Genomic DNA, 12969 nt, shown 5'->3' on the forward strand with positions numbered 1-12969 from the left:
GTAGGATTAAAATATGATCGTTTTGTTGTCATGAACAAAAATGCGCTCTTCAAAAACCAAATCAAGCGCATTTGAAAGGACATTTTTCTCGACATTTCTGCCTGCACGTTGCATATCTTTCCATGTCATTTCGTGATTGATGTGAATGACATCTTGCGCGATGATCGGACCTTCATCAAGATTGTTATTGACAAAATGTGCAGTGGCTCCAATGATTTTAACACCACGAGAGAACGCTTGTTTGTAAGGGTTTGCTCCAATAAATGCAGGTAAGAACGAATGATGAATGTTGATCATTTTCTCTTCATAATGACCTACAAATTCGCTCGATAAAATACGCATGTATTTGGCTAAAACGATGTAGTCCACAGTATAAGCACTTAAAACTTCCAACACTTTTGCTTCGTGTTCTGCTCTGTTTAACCCTTCATGGCTCACGCAGTGGAAAGGAATGTTAAACTTATCGCTTAAACTTTTTAAATCTTCGTAATTTGAAACGATCGCTAAGATGTTTGCATTCAGATCATCGCTATCGTGTTTGAGTAAAATATCACCCAAGCAGTGTGTCTCTTTCGTACCCATTAAAATGATGTCTTTTTTGCGTGCTTCAGCCACATAAATATCTGAATTAGCAGGTAGCATCGCTTGGAGTGTGCCTTTAAATGCACTCATATCCATTTCACCACTCAGTTCTGCTCGCATAAAGAATTTGCCATTGTCACGGTCAACAAACTCATCATTCTTAATGATGTTCAGCTGATATTTAAAGACAACATCCGCAATACGGTAGATCAAGCCCTTCTCATCCGAACAGTCAATTTTTAAAATATAATTTTTAGTTACTTCCATTTTTCATGCCTCACACAGTTGTTTTATTTTTTCAATTCGTCTTCTTCGTAACTCTTCACCGATGTCACGCCCCGTAAAACCATCACGGATCACCTCTTGGACATTGACATTTCCGCTAAATATCTCATCCCAAATGCCAAGCGCGCACGCTCGCTCTTTAATGCCTTCACGGTAATTTCCAAGCCACAATTTGATAGGCATCTCTAAGCTTACATGTAAAAGCATTTTATCGCTTATCTCCCCTTCAAAAAAAGGCTGATGCTTGAAGGTTTGCAGGTAATGATTGGGTGCATCAAGCATCCTAAACCATTGCAAAGGTTCTTGCTTTAATCTATTGGCTACGATATAAACAAAATAGTAAGGCTTAAGTGCCTCTTCAAAATTTTGCTTGTATCGTAGCAATTCACGTGCTATCTCAAAAAAGCGGTTTTCCACTTTACATGTAAAGCACTTTTCAAAGAGACCCAGAGTGTACATGTAAAATAATCCGTAGTGCAAATAAGAAGCTTTGAAAAGCTTTTCAAACTCCCATAAAATGCGCGGTTTACTTAAATCAAGCAGTGAAATGCTTCGCATCACTTCCACACTTTTGGACTCTATTCTAAAGCCAAGGCGCGCGCTAAACTGCATGGCTCGAAGCACTCTTAGGCTATCTTCTCTAAAACTCTTTTCATCAATCATTTCAAGACTCTTGCGCTCAATCGCCTCTTTGCCACCCCAAAAATCAAGGAGTTCTCCATTGAAGATGTTTAGCATCATGGCATTAACGCTAAAATCACGACGCCTAGAAGCCTCTTTCTCATCTTGACACACGTGTACATCAAAAGCCGTATGTCCAACACCACTTTTGCGCTCAACACGAGGCAGTGAAAAGTCAATGTTTCCAAGTTTATACACAAAAAAACTTTTGCCAACCCCCACAGCACCAACGCTGTGCATCAACGCTTCAAAAGCGACGGGTTCAATGTCATACACTTCAATGTCTAAATCATGCAAAGGCTCATCCAAACAGAGATCTCGCACACTTCCCCCAACCAAATAAGCTCTCTTGGTATGAGGTTTTAAAAAAGCGATTGCTTCTTCTATTTGGCTTTGAAAATGCGCAGGGAAAACGCAATTTAGTTTCATTTTTTGGACGTGTCCATATGCTCCAATTGCTCGTCAATCGTCGCTAAAAGGTATTCTAAAAAATTGAGTGTTAAATCGATCTTGGCTTCAATATTTTTATTATTAGGCGATTGGAAACCTTCAAAAAGTACCAAAATACGCTCTCTTAGATTCATATAGAACTGTTTTTGACTATACTCATCTTCCACTTCTTCATGAGGCATAGCGTATGCTTTGAACGTATTGATCTCTTCAGTAATTTCTAAAAGCGGTTCTGGTTCAAATGAAACTTCCTCAGATTCACGCTTGCGTGGTGGTTGAAGTATTTGTTGTTGCTCTTCCTTGGGTACTACCTCTTCAAGCTCTTTGAGCGTTGAGAGAATCATATCTTTTAATTCCATAGCTTTACCAACCACCTTTCAAATTCTAAAAATTCCACTTCTGAGTTCATATTTAAAAAAAACTTCTTCATCTCTTCGTCCACACCACGATACTTTTTACGAATCCCTGAAAGGCGTTTGATGGCAATTTTGGCATCTTTGTTATCAGGATTTTCACGCAGTAACTCTTTGTAAATCTCCAAAGCCTCATTTTTGAGGCCTTGAAGTTCGTAGATCGAAGCTAATGTAAGGGTCTTCATATTTTAGCTACATAATCCGCAATAATTGAACCCATTTGTGTTGTTGAACACACCTCTTTGGCGCCAAAATCCGCTAAATCTTTCGTACGATAACCATCTTTAAGTACTTGCTTAATCGCATTTTCAATACGATCCGCCGCTTTCGTCTCACCAAGAGCAAAACGAAGCATCATAGACGCACTTAAAACCGTCGCTAAAGGATTGGCAATGCCTTGACCTGCAATGTCAGGAGCGGAGCCGTGAATTGGCTCAAAAAGACCCACTTTGCCACCAATAGAAGCAGATGGTAAAAGACCGATAGAACCACTAATCATACTGGCTTCATCGCTTAAGATGTCACCAAAGATGTTACCGGTTAAAATAACGTCGAATTGACGAGGATTGCGTACTAATTGCATCGCTGCATTGTCAACGTACATGTGTGTCAGTTTGACTTCTGGGTACTCTTTAGCGATCTCATTAACCGTATCTCTCCAAAGTTGTGAAACTTCAAGAACATTGGCTTTATCGACAGAACAGACTTCTTTACGACGTTTCATCGCAGACTCAAACGCAACATGGGCAATACGCTCTATCTCAGGTTTGGTATAAACCATCGTGTTGTAGCCTTTAAAGCCATCATTGCCACGAGGTTCACCAAAGTAGATGCCACCTGTTAACTCACGAACCACGAAAAGGTCAACCCCTTTAAGTACTTCAGGTTTAAGGGTACTAGCATCCAAAAGCTCATCAAAAACAGAAGTTGGACGAAGATTTGCAAAAAGTCCTAACGATTTACGAAGTTTCAAAAGTCCTGATTCTGGGCGAAATTCACGGGGTAAGGTATCCCATTTTTGACCGCCAATAGCACCGAAAAGAACGGCATCTGCTTTTAGACAGCCTGCAATCGTCTCATCAGGAAGGGGTGTGCCTTTAAAATCATACGCCACGCCACCCATAAGGTAGTCTTCATAACGAAGCTCAAAATCCTCTTTCACACATACGCTGTCTAAAACTTTGATCGCTTCATCAATGATCTCAGGACCAATGCCATCGCCTCTAATAACCGCTATATTGTAGATTTTTTTCATTTCTTCATCTCTTTTTGTGCGTAATTCATAAGTCCACCAGAAGAAAGTAATTCTTGCATGAAAGGAGGAATTGGAGTAAATTTATAGGTTGTTGCACCATTCTTAACTTCACCACTCTCCATAGAAATAGCGATGGTATCGCCTTCTTTGATGGTATCGGTTTCAGCAAGCTCAAAAATCGGAAGTCCAGTGTTAAACGCATTTCGGTAAAAAATACGTGCAAAACTTTTTGCAACAACAGCACTCACACCCGCAGCTTTAAGCGCAATGGGAGCGTGTTCACGACTGCTACCACAGCCAAAATTTTCGCCAGCAACGATGATGTCACCCGCTTTGACTTTGTTGACGAACTCTGGATCTGCATCTTCCATAACATGTTTAGCAAGCTCTTTAGGATCAGAAGTGTTCAAATACCTCGCCGCAATAATAAGATCGGTGTCGATGTTATCGCCAAAGTGCCATACTTTTCCGCTAATAGTACCCATGATAATCCTTGGTGGTCTCTTGATTTGATTAAAAATTTTATCTAAATGGGGTTGTGAAAAAGTTTAATCACCCAACACTTTGAACAAAATAGCGTCCTTTTTCACACTTTACATGTAAAGGAAGATCAAAAACATGCGAAAGGTGCTCATCATTTAAAAGCTCTTCTTTCTTACCTTGAGCATAAATATGTCCTTGTTTGATGAGTACGACTTGCGAAATTTCCTCAAAAATCTCTTCCAAATGATGTGTCACCAAAATGATGGTGCGCTGTGTTGCAATTTTACGTAACATCTCTATAAAATTGAGCTGTGCTTTGATGTCAAGTCCCACCGTTGGTTCATCGAGGATCATCGCCTTTGGATCATGCACCAAAGCTCTTGCAATAATACATTTGCGAATCTCACCTGTGGACATTTCAGAGATGAGTTTATCGCGCAGATGTGTGATCTCTAGGTAGTGTAAAACCTCTTCCACTTTCTTTACATGTAAAGGTGAAAATTCTTGGTGCTCGTAGATGTGAAAGCTACTAAAAAAGCCTGAAAGCACCACTTCGAAGCCTTTTAAAAAAGCCGCTCTTTGGGTAAATTCGTAATGCAAATCGTTGGTGATGATGCCCAACTGCTTTTTAAGCTCCCAAATATCCCACACCGTTTTGCCAAAGACCTCTTTGGTAGTCGCTTCATTAAAACGTGGATAAATATCATTGGAAAAAAGTTTCAGAAGTGTGGATTTTCCTGAGCCATTTGCGCCCAATATAACGGTATGTTGACCCTCTTTAATGCGTAAATTGATCTCATGCAAAACATTTTGTTCTTCATAAGCGACATTAACATGCTCAAAATGAATAATTTCCATAGTACAACTCCTCATACAATCTCACGATTATATCACATCATTATTCACAAAATTTAGTTAGAATGTGACATTTGTAAACATAAGTAAAGGTAATGCGTCCCGATGTTTTCTAAATTTTTTATCAACCGACCCAATTTTGCCATTGTTATTTCACTTATTATTGTTATCGCTGGTATTATGGCGATTCGCACACTACCTGTTCAAGAGTATCCCGACATTGTCCCTCCCCAAATCATTGTCTCTACAACCTATGCAGGTGCCGATGCGGTTACGCTGGAAAACACCGTAGCATCCGTACTGGAAGAGAAAATCAATGGTGTTGACAATATGCTCTATATGATGTCAACAACGTCCCCTAGTGGTTTACTGACGATGAACCTCTACTTTGAGGTGGGTACGGACATGAATCAGGCAAAACTGGATGTCAATAACCGTGTGCGCCTTGCGGAGAGCAAACTCCCCGATGCTGTTAAACGCCAAGGTATTGAAGTTGCAGAACGCTCCAGTGATGTTTTACGTATCCTTGCTTTAACGTCACACGAAAATCGTTACAGCACTACGTATATGGCAAACTACGCCATCAACAACATCCTTGAAGAGTTCAAGCGTATTCCCGGAATTTCTGAAGCCATTGTCATTGGAAATCAAGAGTATGCCATTCGTGTCTGGATTGATCCACAAAAACTCTCTTTTTATAACATCACAACAACCGAAGTTATTAACGCGATTAAAGCACAAAATGAGCAGTATCCTATGGGGCAAATTGGACAAGAGCCTGTTCAAAAAAACATTGCATTTACCTATACCGTTTCATCCACAGGAAGGCTCAACACACCCGAAGAATTTGAAAAAATCTTAGTCAAATCAAACCCTGATGGTTCCTCCCTAAAACTGGGCGATGTTGCTGAAATTGAGTTAGGAGCAGAACGCTACTTTTTCAAGGGAATTTTCAATAAACAACCCACATCGATGATTCGAATTACGCTCACCTCAAAAGCCAATGCTCTTGAAGTCTCTGAGTTACTCGACAAAAAAATTGATGAGCTCAAAAAAAGCTTCCCAGAAGGGTTGAAAATTGATGCTACGTACGATCCTACGCAATTTGTAAGAGCTTCCATTAAAGAGGTGATTGAAACCCTTTTAGAGGCTGTTGTTCTGGTCGTTTTTGTTGTCTATCTCTTCTTGGGCAATATCAGGGCGACCATCATCCCAGTTCTGGCTATTCCCGTCTCCATCATAGGCACATTTGCAGGCTTTTACGCTACGGGCTTTTCCATCAACCTACTCACCCTTTTTGGCTTAACTTTAGCCATTGGTCTTGTAGTCGATGATGCAATTATTGTTATTGAAAATGTCGAGCGGATTTTGCGCAAAGAAGCACTCAGTGTTAAAGAAGCGACCATTAAAGCGATGCAAGAGATCACAGCGCCCGTTTTAGCCATCGTTCTTGTTTTGAGTGCTGTTTTTATTCCGTCTGCATTTATGGGTGGGCTCAGTGGTACGATGTCGCGTCAATTTGCCATTACCATTGTCATCTCCGTTGCCATTTCAGGGCTTGTTGCCTTAACACTAACCCCAGCACTTTGTTCACTCCTTCTGAAACATGAAGAAGAGGAACCTATTTGGATTATTCGTAAGTTCAACGCCTTTTTTGACTACATTACCCACCACTTTGGCCAAATTGTACAAACAACCATTCGCTATAGCCTTTTCAACCTTCTTATTTTTGCCATTATCATTTTTGCCATTACAAAACTCCTGCATACGATTCCTTCAGGGCTTGTCCCCAAAGAAGACAAAGGTACGTTTTTTGCCGTGAGTACACTGCCTCCTGGATCTTCACTCTCTCGCACCCATGAGGTCAATGAATTTGTAAGTGAGGTTTCACTCAAACACCCACTGGTCACGCTAGTCGGTGGTTTTTCAGGCAGTGATTTTAGCTCAAAAGCCTATACAACTGACGCAGCATACAGTTATGTACGCCTTGCTGATTGGAGCAAGCGCACGGGAGAGAACCAAAACATCGATGCTGTTGCCAAAGAAGTTATGGCAGAACTTTCCAAGAATAAAGAGGCAAGAATTATGCCTGTTGGCTCTTCAACGATTATTGGGCTTGGGGTTGCAGGTGGATTTGAGATGTATGTGCAAAACAAAACAAGTGGCAATTATCTACAGTTAGAAAGTTACGCTAAAGAGATTGTAGCCAGGGCAAGTGAGCGCAAAGAGCTTCGTGCTGTTAGGAGTACGCTCAGTTCAAATACGCCACAATACCGCCTTGAAGTAGACCATCAAAAAGCTAAAGCATATGGCATTGATATTGCCGACATCTACGCTACGATTCAAACGACTTTTGGAAGTATGTATGTCAATGACATCAACATTTTTGGACGAAATTACCGTGTCAATGTCCAAGCTAAAGGTGATTTTAGAGAAGATACTAAAAATTATCGTGATATTTTTATACGATCAAACGATGGAAATAGCATCTCATTAAGTGATCTTATCACACTCAAACGTGTCATCAATCCTAATATTACCAAACGTTTCAACATGTTCCCATCGGCTCAAATTTTAGGTGAAACCAACATGGGTTACTCTTCCGGTGAAGGGCTTAAAATCATGGAAGAGATAGCGGCAGAAGTGTTACCGGAAGGCTATTCCATCGCATGGGGTGGAGCTTCACTTCAAGAGAAAAAACTCTTAGAAACAGGCAATCTCTCTTTTATCTTTGCGATTATTTTTATTTTTCTTATTCTCGTTGCACTGTATGAAAGTTGGATGATTCCTTGGGCAATTGTTTTAGCCGTTCCTTTTTCCTTTTTGGGTGCAGAACTGAGTGTTTGGTTACGAGGTCTTCAAAATGACATCTACTTCCAAATAGGACTCATCACACTGGTGGGACTTTCGGCTAAAAATGCTATTTTGATGGTCGAATTTGCACTGCAAAAGCTCGAAGAAGGCTATACGCTCCTTGATGCGACAATAGAGGGAGCAAAAATCCGTTTTCGTCCTATCATCATGACCTCCTTTGCTTTCATCGCAGGGACTCTTCCTCTAGCACTGAGTTCTGGTGCGGGTGCCAATAGCCGTCATGTCATCGGTACTACCGTTGTGGGCGGCATGATCACGCTCACCCTCATCGGTGTCTTTTTTACCCCACTCTTTTTCTATCTTATTATGAGACTAAAAGAAAAAATATCACTTACGTTCAAGTCCTAAAAGCCCAAAGCCAAGAGCGATGAAAATCGCTCCGCTTATGCGGTTAAACCACAACGCTCTTTGGTTGGTCAAAAACCATGACTTTAAACGCTTCGCAAAAAAAGCGTAACTCATAAGCGTGATAAATGAAAGTACCATGAAAGTAAATGTTAAAATGAAAAACTGCTCTAAAAGTGGTGCTTCTGGATTTAAAAATGGTGGAAAAAGTGCCGTAAAAAAGATGATTGGTTTAGGGTTTGTGATACAGATTAAAAACCCTTTTTGAAGAATCTTTACATAGTGAGCAACACCTTTTTTATGCGTTAACTCAACACTCTTAAAAATGCTACTAAGCGTACGAAACTGCTTGATTCCAATGTAAATCAAATAACATGCTCCTAAAATTTTAAACGCCAAAAAAAGCACTAATGATGTTTTTAGAACAACGCCAAGACCAAGCATAGCAGCGCTAGAAAGCGCAAAAAGCCCAAGAATATTACCTAAGGATGAAAAAGCGGTGGCTTTAAGATCATAGATGATCGAATTGTTGATAGCAAGCAATACCGCTGGACCAGGACTCGCGATAGCAATAAGTGCGACAGTGACATACAAAAGCCATGTGTGAAGTTCCATTTTGTTGCCTTTTTATTTTCGATATATTATAGCTTATTTTATATATCAATATATCTTGATATGAAAATCTCGTTGTGCTATACTGTCAAAAAATAAATTGTGAGAAACCCTATGGATAATTTTTTAAAAACGGTTGGAGCGCTGAATGATGAAACGCGTGTACAAATCCTTCGTTTCATTCACCAAAAAGGTGAAGTGTGTGTCTGCGAAGTCGAAGATGCTTTTTCGATGATTCAGTCGCGCATATCAAGGCATCTTAAAATCCTCAAAGATGCAGGTTTTTTACGTGTTGATCGTCGTGGGAAGTGGGCATATTATGCTATACGCTCGCCACTGGATCGTTTTAGGCTTGAATGCCTAGAAGAGATAAGCTACCTAGAGATGCCCACACCCTCTTCTGTTTGTGAGTGCAAGGATATAAAATGATACTCGCTTTTTCACTTTTTCTCATCACACTGTTGTGTGTCATCATTCAACCTCGAGGGCTTCAGATTGGCACTTCTGCCATCATTGGTGCAGGCTTTGCCCTCCTCTTAGGCGTGGTGAACTTTGCAGATGTCTTAGTCGTCACCAACATTGTTTGGGATGCCACTTTAGCGTTTATTGGCATCATTATTCTCTCATTAGTCCTCGATGAAATCGGTTTTTTTGAATGGTGTGCGATTTGGATGGCAAAATTCTCAAAAGGCAATGGACACTTGATGTTTGTCTATTCGCTTTTACTGGGTGCTCTTATCTCTGCCTTGTTTGCCAATGATGGAGCAGTGCTCATTCTAACGCCTATTTTACTGGCTAAAATGCGCATCTTAAAACTTGAACCCAAAACCATTGTGGCGTTTTTACTTGCAGGCGGATTTATCTCAGATTCGGCTTCGCTTCCGTTTGTCTTTTCAAACCTCACCAACATCGTCACCGCAAACTATTTTAACATTGGATTTTCCACCTATTTAAGCATGATGTTTACGCCTTATGTTGTAAGTACCTTCGTTTCCATCACGGTTTTGTGGCTCTTTTTACGCAAAGATATTCCTTTACATGTAAACGTGGAACTCTTAAAACATCCCGATGAAGTGTTAAAGTCCAAACCACTTTTTTACCTCGCATGGGTTTTTATCGCAGCCCTTATGGGAAGCTACTTTGTGGGAGAACAGTACCACATTCCGATTAGCTTTATCGCTCTTGGAGGCGCTCTTCTTTTTCTTGCTATCGCACGCTACTTTAAAGCAGTACAACCATGGCAAATTATCAAAACGGCTCCGTGGCAAGTGGTGTGGTTTAGCATCGGGCTTTACATCGTTGTTTACGGGCTTAAAAATGCGGGACTTACAACGTATCTGAGCCACATTTTAAATGCCCTTAATGCCCAAGGCAATACCATCGCTATTGTAGGAACGGGTTTTATCGCGGCAATTTTAAGTGCTGTCATGAACAATATGCCCAGTGTTATGATTATGGATATAGCCCTGCACGACATCCCCAACTCAGCGCTTGCCTATGCGAATATCATCGGATGTAACTTAGGACCTAAGATGACACCGTTTGGCTCACTCGCAACCCTTTTGTGGCTTCATGTTATGGCAAAAAAAGGGGTAAAAATAAGCTTTTGGGAGTACTCAAAGTTTGGACTACTTATCACCCCACCGATCCTTTTAGTCGTACTTCTAAGCCTTGTTTAGTCTTTACATGTAAAAAGGAAAAATAATGGAAATGACCCTACGAAAAGCGACAGAGAATGAGTACCGAGCCATCATTCATCTGCTTGCATCAAACGCTCTTCCAACGGCTGATATTTATGAGAAAAACATCACCCTTTTTGTGGGGTTGATAGACAATGAAATCGTCGCAACGATTGGCGTTGAACAGTATGGTAACGAGGCACTTTTGCGTTCATTGTGCGTCAAAGAGGGATTTAAAAACCAAAAGCTTGGAGCAAAAATGCTCTCGTATCTTCTGAGCTTTTGTGCCAATGAAAATATTAAAACGCTCTATCTGCTGAGCACAACCGCTGAGCACTATTTTGTGCGCTATGGCTTTACAAAAATTACACGAGATGAAACACCAAAATCCATCCAAAATACCCGCGAATTTAAGGATATCTGCCCAGCTTCAGCTATTATTATGAAATTAGAACTCTAAAATAAACTCTCTTTACATGTAAAAGGAAAATTGATTATGAAACTGGTCTCATGGAACGTGAATGGTATTCGCGCTGTTGCCAACAAAAATGCGTTTGCGTGGGTCGATGAGCTCGCTCCTGACATCTTGTGTCTGCAAGAGATCAAAGCTGAGGCTGAGCAGATTCCTACTCCTCTTTTTAGCCATGCATTTACATGTAACCATGTCAATTCGGCTTCGAAGAAAGGCTACTCAGGCACGATGAGTTTTTCAACGCTTGCTTTTGAGAAAACCGACACCGCTTGGCACATCGACCATACACACGAAGGGCGCATTTTGGAGCATCACTTTGGCGATGTCGTTTTGTTTAACGTCTATTTTCCAAACGGTCAACAAAACGAAGAGCGCCTCGCACACAAGATGAAATTTTACAGTGATTTTTTAGCGCATACAGAAGCTTTAAGACGTGAAGGAAAAGGCATTATCATCTGTGGTGATGTCAATACGGCTCACCGAGAGATCGACCTTAAAAACCCTAAAGCCAATGAAGACACTTCGGGGTTTTTGCCGATTGAGCGCGCGTGGATCGACACATTGTTAGACAAAGGCTACATTGATACGTTTAGACACATCCACGGCGACATCACAGAAGCCTATTCGTGGTGGTCGTACCGCTTTGGAGCGAGGGAGCGTAATGTGGGATGGAGGATTGATTATTTTTTCATTTCTAAAGAGTTAGAGCCTCGTTTAAAAGATGCGTTTATACTGAACCACATTGAAGGCTCAGACCATTGCCCAGTAGGCATTGAGATCGATTTATAATACACGCTAAGGCTTTACATGTAAAGCCTTAGGAGCATTTCAATTTATACTTCTCTAGCGTACTTCGAAGATCGTGAATATCCGTGTGTGTTCCGACAACTTTGGACGGATAGCCATGTTGATTATACGAAATCACTTTGGCTTGATCTAATACCCATTTGTAGCTTCCATCCTTACACAGCATGCGATGTTGATGCTGATAATGATCGCTTCTGCCACTTAAAAGCGCGGTTAACGCATTGAGACAGTTGTTCAAATCTTCAGGATGAATGAGCGACATCCATTTGTCTTTAGTCTGCTCAAACTCTTTATAGTCGTATCCTAGCATGGTCACCCATTGTTGCGATAAAACGATGCGATTACCGATAGGATCCCACTCCCAAAATCCATGCCCTATGCACTCTAAAATATTTATATATTCTTTTTTCATTATCTCTAACCTTTTATATCTATCGTTTTCAATGAGAATTTTACAGTGCCAATGTGACATTTGCGTTATATTAATCTTTACATGTAAAAGTTTTTACCACCAATACGTCGGATAGTGCCTTTGAGAGTTTTGAGAAAGATTATTGACCAAAAGTGCGACTAATAGCATAATGAGCGCACCTGCCCCAATAGGGGTAAATGGATACACCCAACCCAAAGCGTGGATATGTTCATTGCCCATAACATAAATGAGTGCGGTTGCGCCGCCTGGGGGATGCATGGTACGACTAAAGTGCATCACCATAATCGAGACAGACACACTCAGTGCGCAAAGCAGTTCTGTTGAGAAGACTGACGAAAAAACTTTCAGCAGACAAACCGCTACTAACGCGGAGAGAACATGACCACCAATGATGTTACGAGGTTGCGAAAAATCCGCCTGAGGAGCACCATAAATCAATACTGCCGAGGCTCCAAAAGAACCTAAGAGAAAAAAATTGTCTTCAATGGAAAAGTAGTAACCAAAAATGGCAACCAAATAGATACCTAAAAAAGCCCCAAACCCCGACCAAAGTATCTTACTCAAAGGTTTTCGAGAAGGTGGTCGTGACTTTGCTTTCATTCTTCGTACATAACTTTTTATCACAAATTCTCCAAAATAATTTTAGGTATTTTAGGAAATTTGACGTTTTTTTGGTATGACACACATCAAGCCACTTGTGTATTTTTCCTCATTTTTTCTTTTAAATTTACATATAATTTACG

The 12969-nt window shown here is 40.7% G+C and carries 15 protein-coding genes; 5 read left to right on the top strand and 10 right to left on the bottom strand.

The genetic code is table 11. From position 1 onward, the window contains the following. Nucleotides 1–6: 6 nt before the first annotated feature. The 7 genes from purU to SAR02S_RS06700 form a co-directional block, all read right to left on the bottom strand. Nucleotides 7–849 carry a formyltetrahydrofolate deformylase gene (gene purU, locus SAR02S_RS06670; protein ID WP_041958067.1) on the bottom strand — a complete coding sequence of 281 codons (843 nt, stop codon included), beginning with the start codon at nucleotides 847–849 and terminating at the stop codon, nucleotides 7–9. Between the two features lie 3 nt (nucleotides 850–852). Further along, nucleotides 853–1977 (bottom strand): tRNA nucleotidyltransferase/poly(A) polymerase family protein, encoded by a 1125-nt coding sequence (locus tag SAR02S_RS06675; RefSeq protein WP_041958068.1) that lies wholly within the window; start codon nucleotides 1975–1977, stop codon nucleotides 853–855. Next, nucleotides 1974–2357, bottom strand: a complete 384-nt coding sequence (locus tag SAR02S_RS06680; protein WP_041958069.1) for a CiaD-like domain-containing protein — start codon at nucleotides 2355–2357, stop codon at nucleotides 1974–1976. The genes SAR02S_RS06675 and SAR02S_RS06680 overlap by 4 nt, the downstream gene beginning before the upstream one ends. Then, nucleotides 2348–2596: a hypothetical protein gene (locus SAR02S_RS06685; protein ID WP_041958070.1), complete on the bottom strand. Its 249-nt coding sequence runs from the start codon at nucleotides 2594–2596 to the stop codon at nucleotides 2348–2350. The genes SAR02S_RS06680 and SAR02S_RS06685 overlap by 10 nt, the downstream gene beginning before the upstream one ends. Next, the gene (gene leuB / locus SAR02S_RS06690; protein WP_041958071.1) at nucleotides 2593–3666 is read right to left on the bottom strand and encodes a 3-isopropylmalate dehydrogenase; all 1074 of its coding nucleotides are present in this window, start codon (nucleotides 3664–3666) and stop codon (nucleotides 2593–2595) included. Before leuB ends, SAR02S_RS06685 begins: the two co-directional genes overlap by 4 nt. Next, nucleotides 3663–4151: a 3-isopropylmalate dehydratase small subunit gene (locus tag SAR02S_RS06695; protein WP_041958072.1), complete on the bottom strand. Its 489-nt coding sequence runs from the start codon at nucleotides 4149–4151 to the stop codon at nucleotides 3663–3665. Before SAR02S_RS06695 ends, leuB begins: the two co-directional genes overlap by 4 nt. Nucleotides 4152–4218: 67 nt before the next feature. Continuing rightward, on the bottom strand, nucleotides 4219–5007 hold the full coding sequence (locus SAR02S_RS06700) for an ABC transporter ATP-binding protein (protein WP_041958073.1): 789 nt from the start codon (nucleotides 5005–5007) through the stop codon (nucleotides 4219–4221). A gap of 102 nt (nucleotides 5008–5109) precedes the next feature. On the opposite strand from SAR02S_RS06700, the gene SAR02S_RS06705 reads away from it, so the two are divergent. Then, the gene (locus SAR02S_RS06705; RefSeq protein WP_041958074.1) at nucleotides 5110–8226 is read left to right on the top strand and encodes an efflux RND transporter permease subunit; all 3117 of its coding nucleotides are present in this window, start codon (nucleotides 5110–5112) and stop codon (nucleotides 8224–8226) included. Here the strand turns inward: SAR02S_RS06705 and SAR02S_RS06710 are convergent. Beyond that, entirely contained in the window at nucleotides 8206–8838 is a 633-nt protein-coding gene (locus tag SAR02S_RS06710; protein ID WP_041958075.1) for a LysE family translocator, read from the bottom strand. The two genes, SAR02S_RS06705 and SAR02S_RS06710, sit on opposite strands and share 21 nt — an antisense overlap. Nucleotides 8839–8949: 111 nt before the next feature. Between SAR02S_RS06710 and SAR02S_RS06715 the strand changes: the two genes are divergently transcribed. From SAR02S_RS06715 to SAR02S_RS06730, 4 genes are read left to right on the top strand one after another with little or no spacing between them, the layout of a single operon-like run. Further along, nucleotides 8950–9264 carry an ArsR/SmtB family transcription factor gene (locus SAR02S_RS06715; protein ID WP_041958076.1) on the top strand — a complete coding sequence of 105 codons (315 nt, stop codon included), beginning with the start codon at nucleotides 8950–8952 and terminating at the stop codon, nucleotides 9262–9264. Beyond that, nucleotides 9261–10514 (top strand): arsenic transporter, encoded by a 1254-nt coding sequence (locus SAR02S_RS06720; RefSeq protein ID WP_041958077.1) that lies wholly within the window; start codon nucleotides 9261–9263, stop codon nucleotides 10512–10514. The genes SAR02S_RS06715 and SAR02S_RS06720 overlap by 4 nt, the downstream gene beginning before the upstream one ends. 25 nt (nucleotides 10515–10539) lie before the next feature. Continuing rightward, nucleotides 10540–10974 carry an arsenic resistance N-acetyltransferase ArsN2 gene (gene arsN2 / locus SAR02S_RS06725; protein WP_041958078.1) on the top strand — a complete coding sequence of 145 codons (435 nt, stop codon included), beginning with the start codon at nucleotides 10540–10542 and terminating at the stop codon, nucleotides 10972–10974. A gap of 36 nt (nucleotides 10975–11010) precedes the next feature. Continuing rightward, on the top strand, nucleotides 11011–11775 hold the full coding sequence (locus SAR02S_RS06730; protein ID WP_041958079.1) for an exodeoxyribonuclease III: 765 nt from the start codon (nucleotides 11011–11013) through the stop codon (nucleotides 11773–11775). Nucleotides 11776–11803: 28 nt separating this feature from the next. Here SAR02S_RS06730 and SAR02S_RS06735 read toward each other — a convergent pair whose 3' ends face one another. Next, nucleotides 11804–12205 carry a PAS domain-containing protein gene (locus SAR02S_RS06735; RefSeq protein ID WP_041958080.1) on the bottom strand — a complete coding sequence of 134 codons (402 nt, stop codon included), beginning with the start codon at nucleotides 12203–12205 and terminating at the stop codon, nucleotides 11804–11806. 93 nt (nucleotides 12206–12298) lie between these two features. Further along, nucleotides 12299–12826, bottom strand: a complete 528-nt coding sequence (locus SAR02S_RS06740; protein WP_198133089.1) for an HPP family protein — start codon at nucleotides 12824–12826, stop codon at nucleotides 12299–12301. Between the last annotated feature and the right edge of the window lie 143 nt (nucleotides 12827–12969).

The organism is Sulfurospirillum arsenophilum NBRC 109478 (assembly GCF_000813345.1).
Taxonomy (GTDB): Bacteria; Campylobacterota; Campylobacteria; order Campylobacterales; family Sulfurospirillaceae; genus Sulfurospirillum; species Sulfurospirillum arsenophilum.

Bases quoted from the DNA above. Each gene is read 5' to 3' on its own strand.
- SAR02S_RS06705 (WP_041958074.1), top strand. From the start codon at position 5,110: ATGTTTTCTAAATTTTTTATCAACCGACCCAATTTTGCCATTGTTATT.
- SAR02S_RS06715 (WP_041958076.1), top strand. From the start codon at position 8,950: ATGGATAATTTTTTAAAAACGGTTGGAGCGCTGAATGATGAAACGCGT.
- SAR02S_RS06740 (WP_198133089.1), bottom strand. From the start codon at position 12,826: ATGAAAGCAAAGTCACGACCACCTTCTCGAAAACCTTTGAGTAAGATA.
- leuB (WP_041958071.1), bottom strand. From the start codon at position 3,666: ATGAAAAAAATCTACAATATAGCGGTTATTAGAGGCGATGGCATTGGT.
- arsN2 (WP_041958078.1), top strand. From the start codon at position 10,540: ATGGAAATGACCCTACGAAAAGCGACAGAGAATGAGTACCGAGCCATC.
- SAR02S_RS06680 (WP_041958069.1), bottom strand. From the start codon at position 2,357: ATGGAATTAAAAGATATGATTCTCTCAACGCTCAAAGAGCTTGAAGAG.
- SAR02S_RS06730 (WP_041958079.1), top strand. From the start codon at position 11,011: ATGAAACTGGTCTCATGGAACGTGAATGGTATTCGCGCTGTTGCCAAC.
- SAR02S_RS06710 (WP_041958075.1), bottom strand. From the start codon at position 8,838: ATGGAACTTCACACATGGCTTTTGTATGTCACTGTCGCACTTATTGCT.
- SAR02S_RS06735 (WP_041958080.1), bottom strand. From the start codon at position 12,205: ATGAAAAAAGAATATATAAATATTTTAGAGTGCATAGGGCATGGATTT.
- SAR02S_RS06675 (WP_041958068.1), bottom strand. From the start codon at position 1,977: ATGAAACTAAATTGCGTTTTCCCTGCGCATTTTCAAAGCCAAATAGAA.
- SAR02S_RS06685 (WP_041958070.1), bottom strand. From the start codon at position 2,596: ATGAAGACCCTTACATTAGCTTCGATCTACGAACTTCAAGGCCTCAAA.
- SAR02S_RS06695 (WP_041958072.1), bottom strand. From the start codon at position 4,151: ATGGGTACTATTAGCGGAAAAGTATGGCACTTTGGCGATAACATCGAC.
- SAR02S_RS06700 (WP_041958073.1), bottom strand. From the start codon at position 5,007: ATGGAAATTATTCATTTTGAGCATGTTAATGTCGCTTATGAAGAACAA.
- SAR02S_RS06720 (WP_041958077.1), top strand. From the start codon at position 9,261: ATGATACTCGCTTTTTCACTTTTTCTCATCACACTGTTGTGTGTCATC.
- purU (WP_041958067.1), bottom strand. From the start codon at position 849: ATGGAAGTAACTAAAAATTATATTTTAAAAATTGACTGTTCGGATGAG.